This is a genomic window from Streptomyces sp. NPDC060209 (genome assembly GCF_042728155.1).
Lineage (GTDB): Bacteria > Actinomycetota > Actinomycetes > Streptomycetales > Streptomycetaceae > Streptomyces.
In genome coordinates this window covers 38,600-53,419 of record NZ_JBHWZS010000027.1, presented here as the reverse complement: position 1 = coordinate 53,419, position 14,820 = coordinate 38,600, and the positions used below count along the sequence as shown (strand labels likewise).

12 protein-coding genes are annotated in these 14,820 nt (G+C 67.7%); 4 read left to right on the top strand and 8 right to left on the bottom strand.

Going from position 1 to position 14,820, the window contains the following annotated elements; genetic code table 11:
* Window positions 1-42: 42 nt before the first annotated feature.
* Together ACFWFI_RS08385 and ACFWFI_RS08380 are read right to left on the bottom strand one after the other, a co-directional pair.
* On the bottom strand, window positions 43-453 hold the full coding sequence (locus ACFWFI_RS08385; protein WP_387387119.1) for a hypothetical protein: 411 nt from the start codon (window positions 451-453) through the stop codon (window positions 43-45).
* A 36-nt stretch (window positions 454-489) separates the two neighbouring features.
* A complete protein-coding gene (locus ACFWFI_RS08380) occupies window positions 490-6,651 on the bottom strand; it encodes an RHS repeat domain-containing protein (protein ID WP_387387116.1) in 6,162 nt (2,053 codons plus the stop codon).
* Here ACFWFI_RS08380 and ACFWFI_RS08375 point away from each other — a divergent pair.
* The 3 genes from ACFWFI_RS08375 to ACFWFI_RS08365 all read left to right on the top strand — a co-directional run bounded on the left by ACFWFI_RS08375 (window position 6,650) and on the right by ACFWFI_RS08365 (window position 9,014).
* A complete protein-coding gene (locus ACFWFI_RS08375; RefSeq protein WP_387387114.1) occupies window positions 6,650-6,832 on the top strand; it encodes a hypothetical protein in 183 nt (60 codons plus the stop codon). The genes ACFWFI_RS08380 and ACFWFI_RS08375 overlap by 2 nt on opposite strands.
* 429 nt (window positions 6,833-7,261) lie before the next feature.
* Entirely contained in the window at window positions 7,262-8,548 is a 1,287-nt protein-coding gene (locus ACFWFI_RS08370) for a phospholipase D-like domain-containing protein (protein ID WP_387387111.1), read from the top strand.
* A 46-nt stretch (window positions 8,549-8,594) separates the two neighbouring features.
* On the top strand, window positions 8,595-9,014 hold the full coding sequence (locus ACFWFI_RS08365) for a hypothetical protein (RefSeq protein ID WP_387387108.1): 420 nt from the start codon (window positions 8,595-8,597) through the stop codon (window positions 9,012-9,014).
* A gap of 249 nt (window positions 9,015-9,263) precedes the next feature.
* On the opposite strand, the gene ACFWFI_RS08360 is transcribed toward ACFWFI_RS08365, so the two are convergent.
* The 5 genes from ACFWFI_RS08360 to ACFWFI_RS08340 form a co-directional block, all read right to left on the bottom strand.
* Entirely contained in the window at window positions 9,264-10,139 is an 876-nt protein-coding gene (locus tag ACFWFI_RS08360) for an amino acid ABC transporter permease (protein ID WP_387387106.1), read from the bottom strand.
* Window positions 10,136-10,780 (bottom strand): amino acid ABC transporter permease, encoded by a 645-nt coding sequence (locus ACFWFI_RS08355; RefSeq protein WP_387387104.1) that lies wholly within the window; start codon window positions 10,778-10,780, stop codon window positions 10,136-10,138. The genes ACFWFI_RS08360 and ACFWFI_RS08355 overlap by 4 nt, the downstream gene beginning before the upstream one ends.
* 16 nt (window positions 10,781-10,796) lie before the next feature.
* Complete coding sequence (locus ACFWFI_RS08350; protein WP_387387101.1) at window positions 10,797-11,711, bottom strand: glutamate ABC transporter substrate-binding protein; 915 nt, start codon at window positions 11,709-11,711, stop codon at window positions 10,797-10,799.
* Between the two features lie 11 nt (window positions 11,712-11,722).
* A complete protein-coding gene (locus ACFWFI_RS08345; protein WP_387387099.1) occupies window positions 11,723-12,466 on the bottom strand; it encodes an amino acid ABC transporter ATP-binding protein in 744 nt (247 codons plus the stop codon).
* A 102-nt stretch (window positions 12,467-12,568) separates the two neighbouring features.
* Window positions 12,569-13,030 carry a DUF6278 family protein gene (locus ACFWFI_RS08340; RefSeq protein WP_387387096.1) on the bottom strand — a complete coding sequence of 154 codons (462 nt, stop codon included), beginning with the start codon at window positions 13,028-13,030 and terminating at the stop codon, window positions 12,569-12,571.
* A gap of 107 nt (window positions 13,031-13,137) precedes the next feature.
* Here ACFWFI_RS08340 and ACFWFI_RS08335 point away from each other — a divergent pair, with 107 nt between their 5' ends.
* The gene (locus ACFWFI_RS08335) at window positions 13,138-13,917 is read left to right on the top strand and encodes an SDR family NAD(P)-dependent oxidoreductase (RefSeq protein WP_387387094.1); all 780 of its coding nucleotides are present in this window, start codon (window positions 13,138-13,140) and stop codon (window positions 13,915-13,917) included.
* Window positions 13,918-14,000: 83 nt separating this feature from the next.
* Here the strand turns inward: ACFWFI_RS08335 and ACFWFI_RS08330 are convergent, their stop codons facing one another.
* The gene (locus tag ACFWFI_RS08330; RefSeq protein ID WP_387387091.1) at window positions 14,001-14,750 is read right to left on the bottom strand and encodes a Clp protease N-terminal domain-containing protein; all 750 of its coding nucleotides are present in this window, start codon (window positions 14,748-14,750) and stop codon (window positions 14,001-14,003) included.
* Window positions 14,751-14,820 lie beyond the last annotated feature (70 nt).

The window sequence follows — 14,820 nt, the reverse complement described above, 5'->3', positions numbered from 1 at the left end:
GCCTTCCGGCCGGCCCCTCCACGGTGAACGTGCTCCGTCAGGTCATTTCCCTCGCCTGAAGGTACAGGTGCGGTCCTCTTCCTCGAAGCGCATCGCGGTCACCGCACCCTTCGACGATCGCGTGAAGGAGAGCGAGAGCAGCTCCTTCTCGTACTTCAGGTCGAGGGAGGGGGGTGGCGCGTCCTTCCCGCCCTGATACAGGTACCACCTGCCCTCACCGGTGAGGCGCCGCTCATCGTGCGCCCCCTCCCCGGAAGGGAAACCGGCAAAGGTGAAGTGACCGTCCTTCGCGACGTCAAGAGTGGCACCGCAGTCGCCGGCCCAGTGCCCGACGACTGCGGAGGACGAGACAGGTGCCAGGTCTTCCTGCTGGTCGGTGCACGCCGTGACCAGGGCGAACAGCGCCGCCATCGCGAGCAGCGGGCGGAGCCGGCGGGTCGACACCTGTCTCATCTCATCCTCTTTCGTGCTTCTTGCGGGTGCCGTGGACTAGAAGAACAGGCTGAGCAGCCACAGCAGGAAGGCGAGCGCCGCGGCCAGGGCGCCGCCTCCACCACCGCCGCCACCGCCGCCGCCTCCGCCACCTCCGCCGCCGCCTCCGCCGGAACTGGACGAGCCGTAGTGGATCGTCTCCGTCCACGTCACGGTCTGGCTCCTCTTGGACATCACGCCCTTCTTGAACAGCTCGTTGTTGAGCGGCTCGGCGATGTTCTTGTCCCACCAGTTGCCGTAGCCCACCCCACCGAGGTGAGTGGCGGAGTTGATCGTACTGTCATTCTTTACGGTGAAACGGACTCGCGCCGTCCCCTCTCCCTTGTCGATCGAGGTGACCTTGTAATTGAGGGTGTACGACCCGAGGAACGCGGCCGTGAGATTGCCGGTGAAGTCGCTGTACAGCTTGCCCAGGCTGTCCGAGATCGAGCCGCCCAGACTGTAGTTCCTCTTTCCGGTGTCCCCGGCCTCCAGCTTGCCCGACCTCAGGTCCTGTGCGATCTTCGTCCGGGTCTGCTTGACATGGGCATGGGTCTTGAGGGTCTTGGTGAAGCGGTTGTTCCCCTTCAGCTCACGGTCGCGCGGGCCGCTGTCGGTGGCCCACTCCCAGAAGATCCGCACCGAGTTGGGATCGTCCGGCGGACCTCCGATGTGGTGGGAGATGAGATCCGGCATGTCGACCAGGGTGTTCACGGCCTTGAGGCTGTTGCCCACACCGTGCCCCACCTTGTCCACCGTCGCCACCCAGGTGCTGGCGAAGACCGCCTTGCCCGTGCCCTTGACGTCATCCTTGAAGTCGTCCCACGAGTACAGACCGGTCGAGTCGGTCAGGTTGACCGGGTTGTTCCGGGCGTAGCTGTAGAGGTTGAGCGTCTGCGGCTGCTCCGGCGTGGTCACCGGGTCGGTGCTCAGGAAGCGCCCGAGGTTCGGGTCGTAGACCCGTGCCCCCATGAGCGAGAGGCCCGTACTGTCGTCCTCCGCCTTTCCGACGAAGCCCCGGTCCATCTCGGCCGGCAGGTTCGCCGTGGTGCCGCGCTGCTTCCCGAACGGAGTGGTGCGCCTGCGGAGCATGACTCCACCGACCGCTGTGATCATCAGCTGGCTGGAGGCCTGCCCGTCGGAGAGCAGCCAGGTGAGCTTGCCGTTCGAGTCCGTGTCGGACGCGGTGCGCATGGCGACACTTCCGCCGTCCACGGCGTAGTACCGGGTCGCACGGGTCTTGTCGGTGCGGTGGAGTTCGTGGCCCTCCAGGTAGAGGACCTTCTCCTTGGGGGTGTTACGGACGATGGGGTTGCCGTCGGCGTCGTAGACGTAGGTGGAGACCTCGTCCCCGCCCGCCTTCTTCTGCGTCACCTTGGCGAGGTGCCCCTGGGGGTCCCAGTCGAGTACGGAGGGGACGGATGCGACGGTTCGGCCGGTCATCTGGCCGGCGCCGTTGTAGGTGTAGCTGTCGGATCCGCCGCTGCTGCGCACCACGGCGGTGGCGGCGTGCGGCCGGGGCTGGTCCGGGGTGTAGGTGGACTCGTCGGCGCTGTATCCGGGGTACTTGTAGTCGCTGGTGACCGCGGTGGCCGAGGCGGACGCCTTGTCCGTGACCGCCTGTATGTTGCCGATCCGGTCGTAGGCGTAGCTGGTCTGGTAGGGGTCGGGGCCGGCGAAGTCGGACGCCGGGGTGCCGGTGCAGGCGGTGGCAGCTGTGGTCCAGGCGCCCGTGAGCCTGCGCAGGTCGTCGTAGGTGAAGCACTGCTGCTGGTTGTCCGACCCCTCACGCAGGGCGGTGACCTGTCCACCGTTGTTGCGTGCGTAGGTGTCGTTCTGAACTGTCCTGGTGGTGCCCCCGGCTGTGGTGTCGGTGGTGATGCTCTTGAGCCAGCCCGAGCCGTTGGCGTCCTCGTATCCGAACTTCCGCACCACACTGGTGTCGGCCCCCGCGGAACCCAGGCTCCGCGACGCCAGACGTCCGGTGTCGTCATAGCCGACGTTCGAGACGTACGTGGCCAGGGGGCTCGAGACGCCGGTCGCCCGGCCGTCCTTGTACGTGGTGGTCACGCTCTCGGCCGGCAGTCCTCCCAGCGCGGGGTAGTCGACGGCCGTGACGTGGTCGGCCAGGTCGTAGTGGTACTTCGTCTGGTACGACCCGGCGAGTCCGGCTCCGTCGTCGGGCATCGCGAAGGTCTTGGCGGTCGCCCGCCCTCGGGAGTCGTAGCCGTCGACCTTGGACGTGTACGCCTGGCCGGCGCTCCAGCTGGTCGATGTGGCGAGCAGCCCCTTGCCCAGCGCCGCCGTGTCGTAGGTCTTCTCCGACAGGACGGTCGAGCCCTGCTTGGTCGTCGTCGGCCGGTTCAGGGTGTCGTAGGCGTAGGTGAGCGTGGTGCCCCGCCCGTCGGTGACCGTCTGGATCTGGCCGTTCGCGTCGAATACGGTGCTGGTCGCGCCGGCATCGGGCTCTTCGCTGAGCACCCTCTCGTTGGCCCAGTCGTACACGTAGTGGGACGTGTTGCCCGCCGAGTCGTGTACGTACTTGAGCTGGCCCTTGCGGGTGTACTCGTACGTGGTGGTGAGCTGCTGGGCTCCCAGGTTCTCCACCACCTTGCTGGTGAGGCCGAACGCGTCCCGCACGGTCTTGGTCGGACTTCCGACCGGCGGGAAGACGGTCACCTCGTCGGCGCCCTGGTACTGCGTGACCGTCTTGTTCGACGCCTGCACGACTCCCTTGGCCTGCACCTGGGAGAGGATCGTGCGCCCGGCCCAGTCGGTCTTCAGGTCGGTGTAGGACGGGACGGAGGCGACGGCGGGGTTGACGAGGCCCGACCCAGAGGCCGAGGCGTTGAAGAACGGACCGGAGGTGCCGGCCACGTTCCCCGACGAGTCGTAGCGCGTGATCTGGACGTCGCGCCCGGTGCCGTTGGGGGCGGTGGTCTGTCTCTCGCGCTCGCGGCCCAGGCCGTCGCTGTAGGTGTAGGAGGACAGATACGTCGTGCCTGACTGGAGCACACGGGTCGTGGTGCGCACCGGGTCACCGGTGGCGACCCGCGGCACGCCTGTCTCCGAGGAGGCGACCGGGACCTGGTAGTCGAAGTTCATCGACGCGGTTCCGTCGGGGTAGTTCGCCGCCTCGCTGGGCTTGAACACCTTGGACAGCCGGCCGACGGCGTCGTAGACGAGCTGGGTGACGCTGCCGTTGGCGTCCACCGTCTTCCATGCCTCGCCCCAGAAGCGGGAGAGGTACCGGGTGGTGGTCAGGGGTACGCCCGGGCCCGATCCGTCGGGGTCCGGCGTGGTGGTGGTGACTCCGTCCACGGGCCAGGAGGTCTGCGGCTTGTAGGCGATGGTGGTGGCCTGGTTCTTGCCGTCCCAGGTCTTGGTCTGCCGGCCCGCGGTGTCGAACTGGGCCTTCATGGTGTGCCATGCGGTCTCGGAGGTGTAGGTGCGCACCTCGGTGGCGTTGCCGTCGACCAGGTTCTTGTCGTTCTCGGCGAACGACAGGGCGCCGTCGTAGAACGCGGTCACCCGCTTGTCCATGTGGGCAGCGGGCGTTCCGGCGGTCTCGTCGTCGTCCACGGCGCTGCAGGAGACGCTGTAGTGCCGCTCGTCGTCCTGGTAGACCATCCAGCGCTTCGTGCCGTCGGTGTCGTCGGTGAGGTCGTCGGTGTTGTAGGCACGGCCGTATTCGGTGCAGCTGTTGTCCGAGACGTTGCTCTCGCCCCAGTCGTCGACGCGCATCGGCAGGCCGAAGACGGTGGAGGCCTTCTCCGAGTCGTCGAACTCGGTCTCGACGATGTGCTCCCGCCAGCCCGAGCCGTCGGCGGAGCTGGTCACCTTCTCCAGGGAACGCACCTTGTCCTCCCGCACGATGCGGGCGTCGGGCATGCCCACGTACTGGGCGGTGTTGTGGGACCAGTACTCGTGCCACTCCCTCTCCTGGGAGTCCCCGTTGTGGTCACGGCTGGAGGTCTCCAGCGTCTGCCCGGCCAGCCAGGCGCTGTCGGTCCACTCGGTGCCGTCGGAGTCGGCGATCTTGGCGCTGCGGGTCTTGGTGGCGTCGGTCTTGGATGTCCGGTCGCCGTCGAGACCCTGGTAGAGCCAGTGATACGTGGAGTGCCGGTTCTCGCCGGCCCCGGTGGTGACGAGCACCTTGGCGTAACCCCGCCAGTCGGACCACGTCTCGTCGTCGTCGTCGACCAGGGGGTCGTTGGTGTAGCGCCAGCCGGGGGCGCCGTCGTACTCGTAGTCGGTGATCAGCGGTGGTGCCCCGTCATTGGCCTTGCCCGGGTCCACCTGGACGCGTTTGGTGACGAACTTTTTGAACCAGCCGGTGCGCTCCTCGTCCGCCCCTTCGGGCACCCACTTCTGCCAGAAGCATTCGTAGTGGTTGTCCGACTGGGAGGGCGCACCGCTCTCCGGGCAGGTCCGGTCGATGGCGCCCGCGTCGTCGGTCGCGTGCCCGTAGGTCGCGGTGACGGTGGAGCCGGCGTCGGTGAAGACCTTGTTGACCCGCCGGAAGTTCAGTTCCCCGGCGCCGACCTTGTTGTCCTGCCACTCACCGTTGAAGTTGATGGTCGGCATGTCGATGTCGTCACCGGCGTAGCCCCGGCGCTGGACGTAGTCCAGCCAGAGCTGGTCGCCCACGGATCCCGACGGATTCATCAAGGCGTACTTGAACTGGTACTGCTTGACCAGGTCCCAACCGGACGTGTTGGTGTCCCGGACGTGGATGTTGATGTCCCACAACAGGTCACGCTGGAAGAACGTCGGGTAGTACGTCTTGCCGGCGCAGGTCTCGCCGTCCTCCGGACCGTCGCAGATCAGGTCGACCGGCACGTCCGGGTACGACTCGGGCTTCGCGTCGATGCTGGGACAGGCGGCGGGCGTGTTGTTGAGAGGGTCCGCCTCCGCCATGCGCTCGACGCAGCGGTTGACGTGCTGGAGGTCGATCATCGCCGGCAGCTGGGCACCGGGGATCTGGGAGGACCATCCGTAGTCGATCCGCGAGAGGTACGACCCGGCGTCGTAGCCACGGGCCTTGTCGGCGGCCGCGACCGAACGGTAGTAGTTCGTCTCCTTGTTGTAGAAGTAGGAGTTCTCGACCTCGTTGGAGGTGACGACGCGGTCCATGCTCCAGCGCCAGGCCTGCTTGCAGGGCTCGGGGTACGAGCTGTGGCAGGGTTCGCCCTCGTCGTCGCCGATGACGGGGACCGTGAGGACGGAGTTCGTCTTCTCCTTGACGTTGTCGAGGTTCGGACGTTCGGTCCGGCCCCAGCCGAAGTAGTAGCGCGTCCCGTCCTGCTTGGTGACGACCCAGTACTCGTCCGTGTTGTCCGAGCCGTAGCCGCCGTTGAGCTTCTGCACCCGCCAGCCCGGGTCGTCCTTGATGCGGAACGATCCGGTGCCGGTGCCGTCCTGGATGAGTTCGGAGGTGACACCGTCGAGCTGGATGGTGTAGACGGCGCCGTTGGGATCGGACGTCGAGTTCGGTGAGTCCCAGCACAGGTCGCCGAAGGTCTTGTGGCCGTCGTCGGCGCAGTTGATGTAGCGGCGCTCGATGGCGCCCACGTTCAGGTCCCAGCCCATCCCGACCCAGGACGCCTGGTTGTTGGAGGCCGAGGTCCGGCCGTCGACACTCTGGGAGTTGTACGACAGGGAGAGGTCCGGCGCCATCCCGACTGGGGGCTGCGGCACCTCGATGGGCACCGCGTAGGTGAACGCGCCGGAGGAGAGGGAGACGTCCCACTTGCCCGAAGGCTTGATCGCGGTCGCGCGGTAGTCACCGGTGTCCGAGGACGACCCCGAAGCCAGTGCGTAGACGGCCCCCGACGCGAGGGAACGCGCCCCGGTGTCCGGGGCCGCCTGGACGGGGGCCGTGAGCTTCCCGGACTGCACGTCGTTGCTCTGCCCCTCGACCGTCCGCGCCTGGTCGCACCCCTTCTTGTGAGGGGTGGTCAGGGCGCACGCCGGGTATTCGACGAGGCGCAGCCGTGACGCGAAGTCGCCGCCGTAGGCGTGTGCGAAACCGGAGTAGTCCAGCGTCGCGGCGACGGCCCCGGCGGAAGGGGCGCCGTCCTCCCGCGCCACCCGAAGCCCCATGCCGACGCCGCCCACGCGTTCCACGGTCGCCCGGTCGAGGACGTCCACCCGCACCGACGCCGGCGGGGAGGTCATGGGTCCGACCGCCTGCCTCAGCAACGCCGAGGTCGCGGCTCCGATCGACACCACGGAGGAATCCTGTGCCGAGCGTGAAGCGGCCGTGCTCCCGGCCGTGACCGCGCGTGCGGCCGCACCGGCCGCAGGCACGTCGACCGTCGCGGAACGGGCTTCCGGCCAGGTCACCTTCGGCGCGTGAAGCGTGCCCGGTTCCGCGGGCTGGGACAGTGCCGATCCCGTCGATCGTCCTGGAACGCTGGGCCGGTCGGACGCGGCCAGTGCCGCCGCCGGCGCCAGGACGGCCGACGAGACCAACCCCACGAACATCATTTTGGCCGTCGCAAGCGCGACGGCCCTATGTCTGAGACTCACCGAGACTTCCCCCACATGACAGTTGACGATGTGCGGGAGACAGCGCCGCTCATCGAGAGATGTCATGAACCCGGCACACCGGCAGCGGACGCTACACGCATAGAAGCGTGATGGTCGAGTCCGTATTTGTTGCTGTCAGGGGAAGTTGGCTGGATCCGGTGAATGCTTTGACCGCGCGGGAACGTCTGGCATGATCCCCGAGTCGCACGGCCGCCTCAGGGGAGAGGACGGTGTGCACGTACTCGGGAGGAAACCCATGCGCCTCGGTGCACACGGAAGAGCTGCTGCGGGAGCCGTCGCCGCGACGGTGTCGCTGATGGCGGTCGGGCTTTCCCCGACCGCTGCCTCGGGCGCCGAAGCGGATGTATCACCGTTCGCCGTCGAACAGTCCGGCCCCATCTTCAACAACCCGCTCGGCACGGCCGCCGAGCAGAACGCCATCCGCACCAAGATCCTGGACTACGTGGGTTCCAGCCCGGCCGGGTCTTCGATCAAGGTCGCGCTCTACCACCTGTGGGACCAAGGCGTGGCGCAGGCGCTCGCCGACGCCCACCAGCGCGGCGTCGACGTCCAGATGGTCCTGGACGAGTCGACTGTCAGCTCCCGCCCCAGCGACGCCGGCTACGGGATCCTGCGCGACGCGCTCGGAACCGACACCACACAGGGCTCCTTCGTCACCCTCTGTCCGGCCGGAAAGTCATGCCTGGGCCGCACGGAGTTCGGCGCCTCCATCAACCACAACAAGTTCTGGCTGTTCTCGCAGGTCGACGGTGCGTCGGACGTGGTGCTGCAGACGTCGTCCAACCTGTCGCCCTCGGCGTACAGCGCCTTCTGGAACGACGCCTACGTCGTCGCCTACAACACCGGCATCTACAACGCCTACAGCGGGTACTTCACCACACTCGTCGGCAAGGACTGGCAGAACTGGCGTTACACCTCGAGCTCCTGGAGCCCGTACAAGGTGTACTTCTTCCCCTACTACCCGGGCACCGGCAACTCCACGGACACGATCTGGAACACGCTCGACAACGTCACCTGCACCTACACCCAGGACGGCGCGACCAAGCACAGCAAGGTGCGGGTCGCGATGTTCAAGTTCACCCGGCAGGGCGTCGCCGACAAGCTGGTCGCGCTGAAGAACGCCGGCTGCTCGGTGGAACTCGTCTACTCCTCGACGGACAGCAAGGACAGCAGCGGAACCGCCGGCACGTGGGAGACCCTCCACTCCGCCTCCGGCTTCTCCCCCGTCTGCTACTACGACGACCACGACAGCAACTCGGCGACCGCCGCCCGCATCGTGCACAGCAAGTACCTGCTGATCGACGGCAAGTACGACGGCACCGTGAACAAGGTCCTGTGGACGGGCAGCCACAACTACAGCGGCCCGGCCCTGCGGGAGAACGACGAGGCACTTCTGAAGGTGGACGACTCGGCGGCCCATGACGCCTACGTCGCGAACTTCAACGCCGTCAAGGCGGCTGCCGCCCCGGGCGTGAACGACAACACACCTGCCTGCAAGGGCGTCGTCAACCAGCCCGAGTAGGCCCGCACCCCGCCGGCCCGGCAACCACCCAACCAGAGGAGTCATCGTGCGGTCGAGACAGCCAGTCACCTCACGCGTCCTTGTCACTTCGGCGAGCGCCGTGTGCGCCCTCGCCCTGGCAACAGCCCCTGGCCACGCTGCGGCCGCCACCTCGTGGAACGCAACCGGCACGGTGGCGGACGTGGTCGGGGCCCACGCCTGGGGAACCATCTCGGCCGGCCCTTCGGCCGGCACATACACGGTCACCGCGAACATCAAGGACACGAAGGCCGACAGCCACGGTGCGCGCGTCAACCTGCGTGCCGCATGCGACGGTTCGTGCGTCACTCTCGTCAGCGTCAGCGCTTCGGGGCTGGACGAGGTCCGCACCGGGAGCTTCACGCTCCGTGCGCCGATCACCGTGCAGGAGTGCCTCACCGAGGCAGGCGTCGACTACATCTGCGCCGAGCCCTACACGATCAGCTGACACGGCGCACCGGCCCGGAGACCTCTCTGCGGGCCGGTGTCAGGGCGGCGCGGACCCCGTGGCCATGGAGCAGCACTCCACGCCCACGGGGTCCGCACCGGTCAAGTCCCGCCAGGCGGCCTCCGCCGGTCCTCGCGCATCGGCCGCGACCCGGCCGGCTCACAGCTGACCTTCTCCCCAGCGGGTACGGACACGGGTCCGCGGTGCGAGGAGTGATCACCGGCTGCTGCCGGGCGGGCTCACCGACGGCTATCGCGCGCGGCGGCCCGGCAGCAACGTTCCCGGTTCGGCGGCGGCGACGCCCGTCCCCTCCGTCTTCGGGTTACGCCGCTCCCGTCTGGCAACCCAGGTGGCGAACCAGGAGAGCAGCATGCACATGCCGATGTAGATGGGCGAGATCACCATGACCACGGGAATGAACGGCAGATCGTAGTCGAGGTTCGACGCGATCAGCTTGCCCGCGTGGAGGAACTCCTCGTAAGTGATCAGATAGCCCAGCGAGGTGTCCTTGAGCGCCACGACCAGCTGGCTGATGATGGTGGGCAGCATCGCGCGGACGGCCTGCGGGGCCAGGACGTGGGTGGTGACCTGCGTCTTGCGCATGCCCAGCGCGTAGGCCGCCTCCCGCTGACCCCGCTCCACGGAGTTGATCCCGGTGCGGAACACCTCCGCCAGCACGGAACCGTTGTAGAGGGTCAGCCCGGCCACCAGCGCGGGCAGCGGCTGGACCTTGAGCGCGACGAAGATGAAGAAGATCATCACCAGCACGGGCATGGCTCTGAAGAACTCGACCAGCAGGGTCGAGATCCAGCGCACGGGCTTGTGGGCGGAGAGCCGTCCGACGGCGAGTACCGCCCCGAGCGCGAGGGAGAGGACCGCCGCGTAGGCGAAGGCTTTGAGCGTGTTGCCCAGGCCGCGCAGCAGCAGCTCCTGGATGCCCTTGTACGTGAAGGGTGTCCATTTCGCGCTGGTGAACTGGTCCGTGTCGAAGAGCAGGTAGAGGATCCAGCCGAACAGCGCGAGGATCACGACGGTCGACAGGATTCCGTAGAGGAAGTGCCGCTTGCGGGTGACAGGCCCCGGGATGTCGTAGAGCGCGGTCGCGGAGGCGGTGGCGTGGGTCATCGGGCGACTCCCCAGCGCTTCTCCAAAAAGTTGAAGAGCGCACTGATGGCGAGGGTGATGATCAGGTATCCGACGGCGATCCAGACGAAGGTCCAGATGATGCTGTAGCCGAGTTCGTTCAGGGTCTTGTACGTGCCCAGGAGTTCGGTGACGCTGAAGGCGCCGGCGATCGCGGAGTTCTTGGCGAGGGCGATGAGCGTCGATCCCACCGGTGGGATCACCGACCGGAAGGCCTGTGGCAGCACCACGTTGTTCAGGGTCTGCCCGAAGGACATCCCGAGGCTCCGAGCGGCTTCGCCCTGCCCCGTCGGCACGGTGTTGATGCCGGAGCGCAGGGCCTCGCAGATGAAGGCCGAGGTGTAGCAGCCGAGCGCCAGGACCGCGAAGACCTGGAAGGGCAGGACCAGACCGAAGCGCGGCAGGCCCAGCAGTACGGCGAAGAACAGGAGCGTCAGCGGGGTGTTGCGGAGCACCGCGACCCATACGGTGCCGATCACCCGGAGCGAGCCGACGGGTGCGACCCGGAACGACGCCATGACGAAGCCGAGCACGAGCGCCAGGATCGAGGCGTAGACGGTGAGTTCGAGGGTGCCGAGGAAGCCCTTGCCGTAGAGCGACCAGTTTTCTGTCAGTACGTCCATGGTGTTGGCCCGCCCCTCAGTTCGCCGGGTAGCGGTCGATGGGCGGCGGTGTCGGCGCGGGCACCCCGGACAGGCCCAGAGTCGCTTCGAACGCCTTCTTCCAGTTGCCGTTCTTCTCGTTCTCCTCCAGTGCGTCGTTGAGCGCGAAGCGCAGCGCGTTGTCGCTGCGCGGGACGCCGATGCCGTACGGCTCCTCGGAGAAGGGCTTGCCGACCACCTTCATCTCGTCCGGCGCCTTGGCCGCGAAGCCGAGCAGGATGGCGTCGTCGGTGGTGACGACGTCGACCTGGAAGGTCAGCAGGTTGTCGACGCAGATCGAGTAGGTGTCGTAGGCGACGAGATCCGCCTCGGGGTAGTCGGCGGCGATGCGCTGGTACGGCGTGGACCCGGCGGCAGAACAGACGGTCTTGCCCGCCAGGTCCTGAGGGCCGTGGATGTCGTTCTCGTCGGTGCGCACCAGCAGCCCCTGGCCGGCCATGTAGTACGGGCCGGCGAAGCCGACGAGCTTCTTGCGCATGTCGTTGATCGTGTAGGTGCCGACGTAGTAGTCGATCTGTCCGTTCTGCAGTGCCGTCTCACGGTTGGCGGAGGCGATGGTCCGGAAGCGGATCGTGTCCGGCTCGAAGCCGAGCGAGGCCGCCATCATGCGGGCGATCTCGATGTCGAAGCCCGAGTAGACACCGGTGGCAGGGTCCTTCTCGCCGAGGTACGGCTGGTCCTCCTTTGCGCCGACGACGAGATAGCCACGCTTCTTGGCCTTCTTCCAGGTCTTCGACTCCGGCAGCTCGAAGCCGGTGTCGACCTTGTACTGGGGCAGCGCCCCGGCCTTGGGCCCCTTGACCGGCGGGCTGCCCTCCCTGCCGCAGCCGGCCGAGAGGGCGGCGATCAGGAGGCAGACCAGCACGGCCGCGATGTTCCTCGTACGCAACACGGTGCCCCCTGTCAGTGCTTGAGGATCTTGGACAGGAAGTCCTTGGCGCGGTCGCTCTCCGGGGACGTGAAGAAGTCCTCCGGAGTGCGGTCCTCGATGATGCATCCGTCGGACATGAAGACCACGCGGTTGGCGGCGGAGCGGGCGAAGCCCATCTCGTGCGTGACGACCACCATGGTCATGCCCTCGCGGGCGAGCTGCTGCATGACCTCGAGGACCTCGTTGATCATCTCCGGGTCGAGCGCGGAGGTGGGCTCGTCGAAGAGGAGCGCCTTGGGATCCATGGCGAGGGCGCGGGCGATGGCGACGCGCTGCTGCTGGCCGCCGGAGAGCTGGGCGGGGAACTTGTCGGCCTGCGAGGCGAGTCCGACCCGCTCCAGCAGTTCCCGGGAGCGCTGGTCGGCCTCGTCCTTCTTGCGCTTGCGGACCTTGAGCTGGGCGAGCGAGACGTTCGCCAGCACGGTCTTGTGGGCGAACAGGTTGAACGACTGGAAGACCATGCCCACTTCGGCCCGGAGCTCCGCGAGTCCCTTCCCCTCCTCGGGGAGCGGCTTGCCGTCGATGGCGATGTGGCCGGACTCGATCGTCTCAAGTCGGTTGATGGCCCGGCAGAGCGTTGATTTGCCCGATCCGGAGGGGCCGATGACCACCACCACCTCCCCGCGGCCGACGGTGAGATTGATGTCCTGCAGTACGTGCAACTTCCCGAAGTGCTTGTTGACGTCCCGCAGCTCGATCAACGGATCGACGGCCATACGCTGCCCTACCCACTTATCGCTTGTGTCGAGGTCAGCGCAAACTATCCGGGGTGCGCACACGCTTCGGGGCCGACACGCACCGGCGGCGCATAAGGCTGTTTATCGCGTTTTGGCCTCCGGGCCGCTCTCCGCCGACTCCGCGTACATCTCGGAGAGCTCGGGGCTGCCTGACATCGCCCAGTCAAGACCGGCGCCGACGACATCGATCTCCCGGCCCGAAGCCAGGCGCACCACCGGCTTTCCGCCCGCCAGGATGTCCCAGGCGGCCCCGGGGACGGTACGCACCAGCACGGTGCCGAGGTAGAGGCCGGCATCGTTGCCCACCCAGGGCAGCTCCTCAGGGTCGTCCCGCCAGATGGGCGGCAACTGGTCGAGCGCGGACAACGAGGCGGGACTGTCGTCGAGTTCGAGACCGCACTGCCCTGCTCGGGCGCGCAGCAACTCGCATTCCGCGAACAGCTCGGCCACGCCGTCCGGATCGGTCTCGACGGCGGCCGCGAGAGCCACCTCCCGTGTACCGCCCTGGCGCTTGCGCCAGTTGTCCAGGAAAGGGATGTTCATGCCACCAGGATCCCACCCCGGGCGCGTTCCGCATCGCAGGGCACGCGCCTGTACCGGTTCCGGGACCCACCCCGTACATGATCCGGCCATGTACCTAAGGTACGGGCATGACGTCGCAGAACTATCTTTCCGAACTCTTCTCGCTCGAAGGCCGGGTCGCCGTGGTCACCGGCGGCAGCTCGGGCATCGGGCGGGGCATCACCGAGGCGCTCGCACACGCCGGTGCGAGTGTGGTGGTCGTGGCACGCAGGGAGGCAGAACTGGTGCGGACCGTCGGCGAACTCGACGCCGCCGGCTGCCGGGCCGCGTGGGTGAGCGCCGACCTCGCGACCGCCGAGGGCGTGCGTGCGGCCGGCGACAAGGCCGCGGCCGCGTTCGGTGAACCCGACATCCTCGTCAACTGCGCGGGCGTCAACCTGCGGCCGCCGATGAGCGAGCTCGACGAGGACGTCTGGGACACCACGATGACGGTGAACCTCAAGGCCCCCTATCTGCTGGGCCGCCGGTTCGGACCGGGCATGGCCGAACGCGGCTACGGCCGGATCATCCACATCACTTCCCAGCAGGCACACCGGGCGTTCGTACAGAGCGGCGCGTACGGGGTCTCCAAGGGGGCGTTGGAGTCGCTGGCCCGCTCGCAGGCCGAGGCGTGGTCCCCGCACGGCGTCACCTGCAACACACTGGTGCCCGGATTCGTGATGACGCCCCTCAACCAGCGGCTCTCGTCCGACCCGGAGCGGGTGGCGGCGCTGGCGGCACGCACGATGGTGGGACGCAACGGACTGGCCGAGGACTTCGCGGGCGCCGCGGTGTTCCTGGCGAGCGCCGCCTCTTCCTACGTCACCGGGCAGTCACTGTTCGTCGACGGCGGGTTCTCGGTGCACTGACGCCCGCCGGGTGACGCCTGATGCCGCCCCGGCGAGGTGCGGCACCAGGGCACGCGAACCCGGCAAGATCCGAACGAGAGGCCCTAGCCTTCGGCGACCGGAGCCTGCTCCCCGATTTCGCCGGCGACCGCCTTGGCGACCGCGGCCGACGTCACGTCCTTGTCGATGCCCAGCCCCGTGAGCACGCCCGCACCTCCTTCGAACTCCAGCAGGGCCAGCACGATGTGCCCGGTCCCGACGAAGTCGTGGCCGAGGCGCAGCGCCTCCCGGAAGGTGAGCTCCAGGACCTTGCGGGCCCCTGCGTCGTACGGGATCAGCTCGGGGACCTCGTCGGCCGCCGCCGGCAGGGCGAGTGACGCCGCCTCGCGGACCGCCGCCGGCGACACGCCCTGACCGGTGATCACCTGGGAGCCGACGGAGTCCGACTCGGCCAGGAGACCCAGGACGAGGTGCTCCGCGCGCACCTCGTCGTTGCGGGCGGCATGGGCCTCGTTGTGCGCACCCATGACGACGTTCCTGGCCTGTTCGTCGAACTGGCCGAAGCCCTGGCCCTGGTCCAGGTCCGAGGCCTCGCCGGGCTTCTTGGGCACGAACCTCTTCTGGGCGGCCTGCCGGGTGACACCCATGCTCCGGCCGATGTCGGTCCACGACGCGCCTGAGCGGCGCGCCTGGTCCACGAAGTGGCCGATGAGGTGGTCGGCGATCTCGCCCAGGTGATCCGCCGCGACCACGGCTCCGGACAGCTGCTCCAGTGCGTCGGTATGGGTCTTCTTGATCGCGTCGATCAGGTCGTCGAGGCGGATCGGCGGATTGGCGCGCAGCGGCTTCGTCATGAGGCAACCCTAGGTTGACACCACAGGGGCGTCAACCCGAAGTTGACACCTGGGGCCCTGAAGACATCTG

Coding starts and splice junctions, on each gene's coding strand:
- ACFWFI_RS08380 (WP_387387116.1), bottom strand. CDS start 6,651: ATGACCTCCCCGCCGGCGTCGGTGCGGGTGGACGTCCTCGACCGGGCG.
- ACFWFI_RS08340 (WP_387387096.1), bottom strand. CDS start 13,030: ATGAACATCCCTTTCCTGGACAACTGGCGCAAGCGCCAGGGCGGTACA.
- ACFWFI_RS08355 (WP_387387104.1), bottom strand. CDS start 10,780: ATGGACGTACTGACAGAAAACTGGTCGCTCTACGGCAAGGGCTTCCTC.
- ACFWFI_RS08335 (WP_387387094.1), top strand. CDS start 13,138: ATGACGTCGCAGAACTATCTTTCCGAACTCTTCTCGCTCGAAGGCCGG.
- ACFWFI_RS08375 (WP_387387114.1), top strand. CDS start 6,650: ATGGGTCCGACCGCCTGCCTCAGCAACGCCGAGGTCGCGGCTCCGATC.
- ACFWFI_RS08345 (WP_387387099.1), bottom strand. CDS start 12,466: ATGGCCGTCGATCCGTTGATCGAGCTGCGGGACGTCAACAAGCACTTC.
- ACFWFI_RS08360 (WP_387387106.1), bottom strand. CDS start 10,139: ATGACCCACGCCACCGCCTCCGCGACCGCGCTCTACGACATCCCGGGG.
- ACFWFI_RS08370 (WP_387387111.1), top strand. CDS start 7,262: ATGCGCCTCGGTGCACACGGAAGAGCTGCTGCGGGAGCCGTCGCCGCG.
- ACFWFI_RS08385 (WP_387387119.1), bottom strand. CDS start 453: ATGAGACAGGTGTCGACCCGCCGGCTCCGCCCGCTGCTCGCGATGGCG.
- ACFWFI_RS08330 (WP_387387091.1), bottom strand. CDS start 14,750: ATGACGAAGCCGCTGCGCGCCAATCCGCCGATCCGCCTCGACGACCTG.